General features: G+C 70.8%; 1 protein-coding gene. It reads left to right on the forward strand.

Annotation, left to right across the window (positions count from 1 at the left end; genetic code table 11):
• Nucleotides 1-504 (forward strand): 5'-3' exonuclease (locus tag NS331_RS25195; protein WP_275936485.1); only part of this gene is annotated, 504 nt, incomplete at both ends.

Consider the following 504-nt stretch of genomic DNA (forward strand, 5'->3'; position numbering starts at 1 on the left):
GGCCGGCCGCGGTGCGTGCCCGACGTGGAGGCCGACGACGTGATCGGCACGCTGGCACGCACCGCGGCCGGCCAGGCCATCGAGGTGATCGTGAGCAGCGGCGACAAGGACCTGTCGCAGCTGGTCGACGAGCACGTCACCATCATCGACACCATGAGCGGCAAGCGCCGCGACGTGGCCGGCGTGACGGCCGAATTCGGCGTGCCGCCCTCGCTGATGGTGGACTACCAGACGCTGGTGGGCGACGCGGTGGACAACGTGCCCGGCGTGGACAAGGTCGGTCCCAAGACGGCCGCCAAATGGCTGACGCAGTACGGCTCGCTCGACGCGCTGATCGCCCATGCCGCCGACATCAAAGGCCAGGCCGGCGAGAACCTGCGCCGTGCGCTGGAATGGCTGCCCCAGGGCCGGCGCCTGGTCACCATCCGCACCGACTGCGACCTGGCGGGTCATGTGGAAGGCCTGCCCGCGCTGGAGGCCATCGCCATCCAGCCGCTGCAGACC

The organism is Pseudacidovorax intermedius (genome assembly GCF_001476815.1).
GTDB lineage: Bacteria > Pseudomonadota > Gammaproteobacteria > Burkholderiales > Burkholderiaceae_C > Xenophilus > Xenophilus intermedius_A.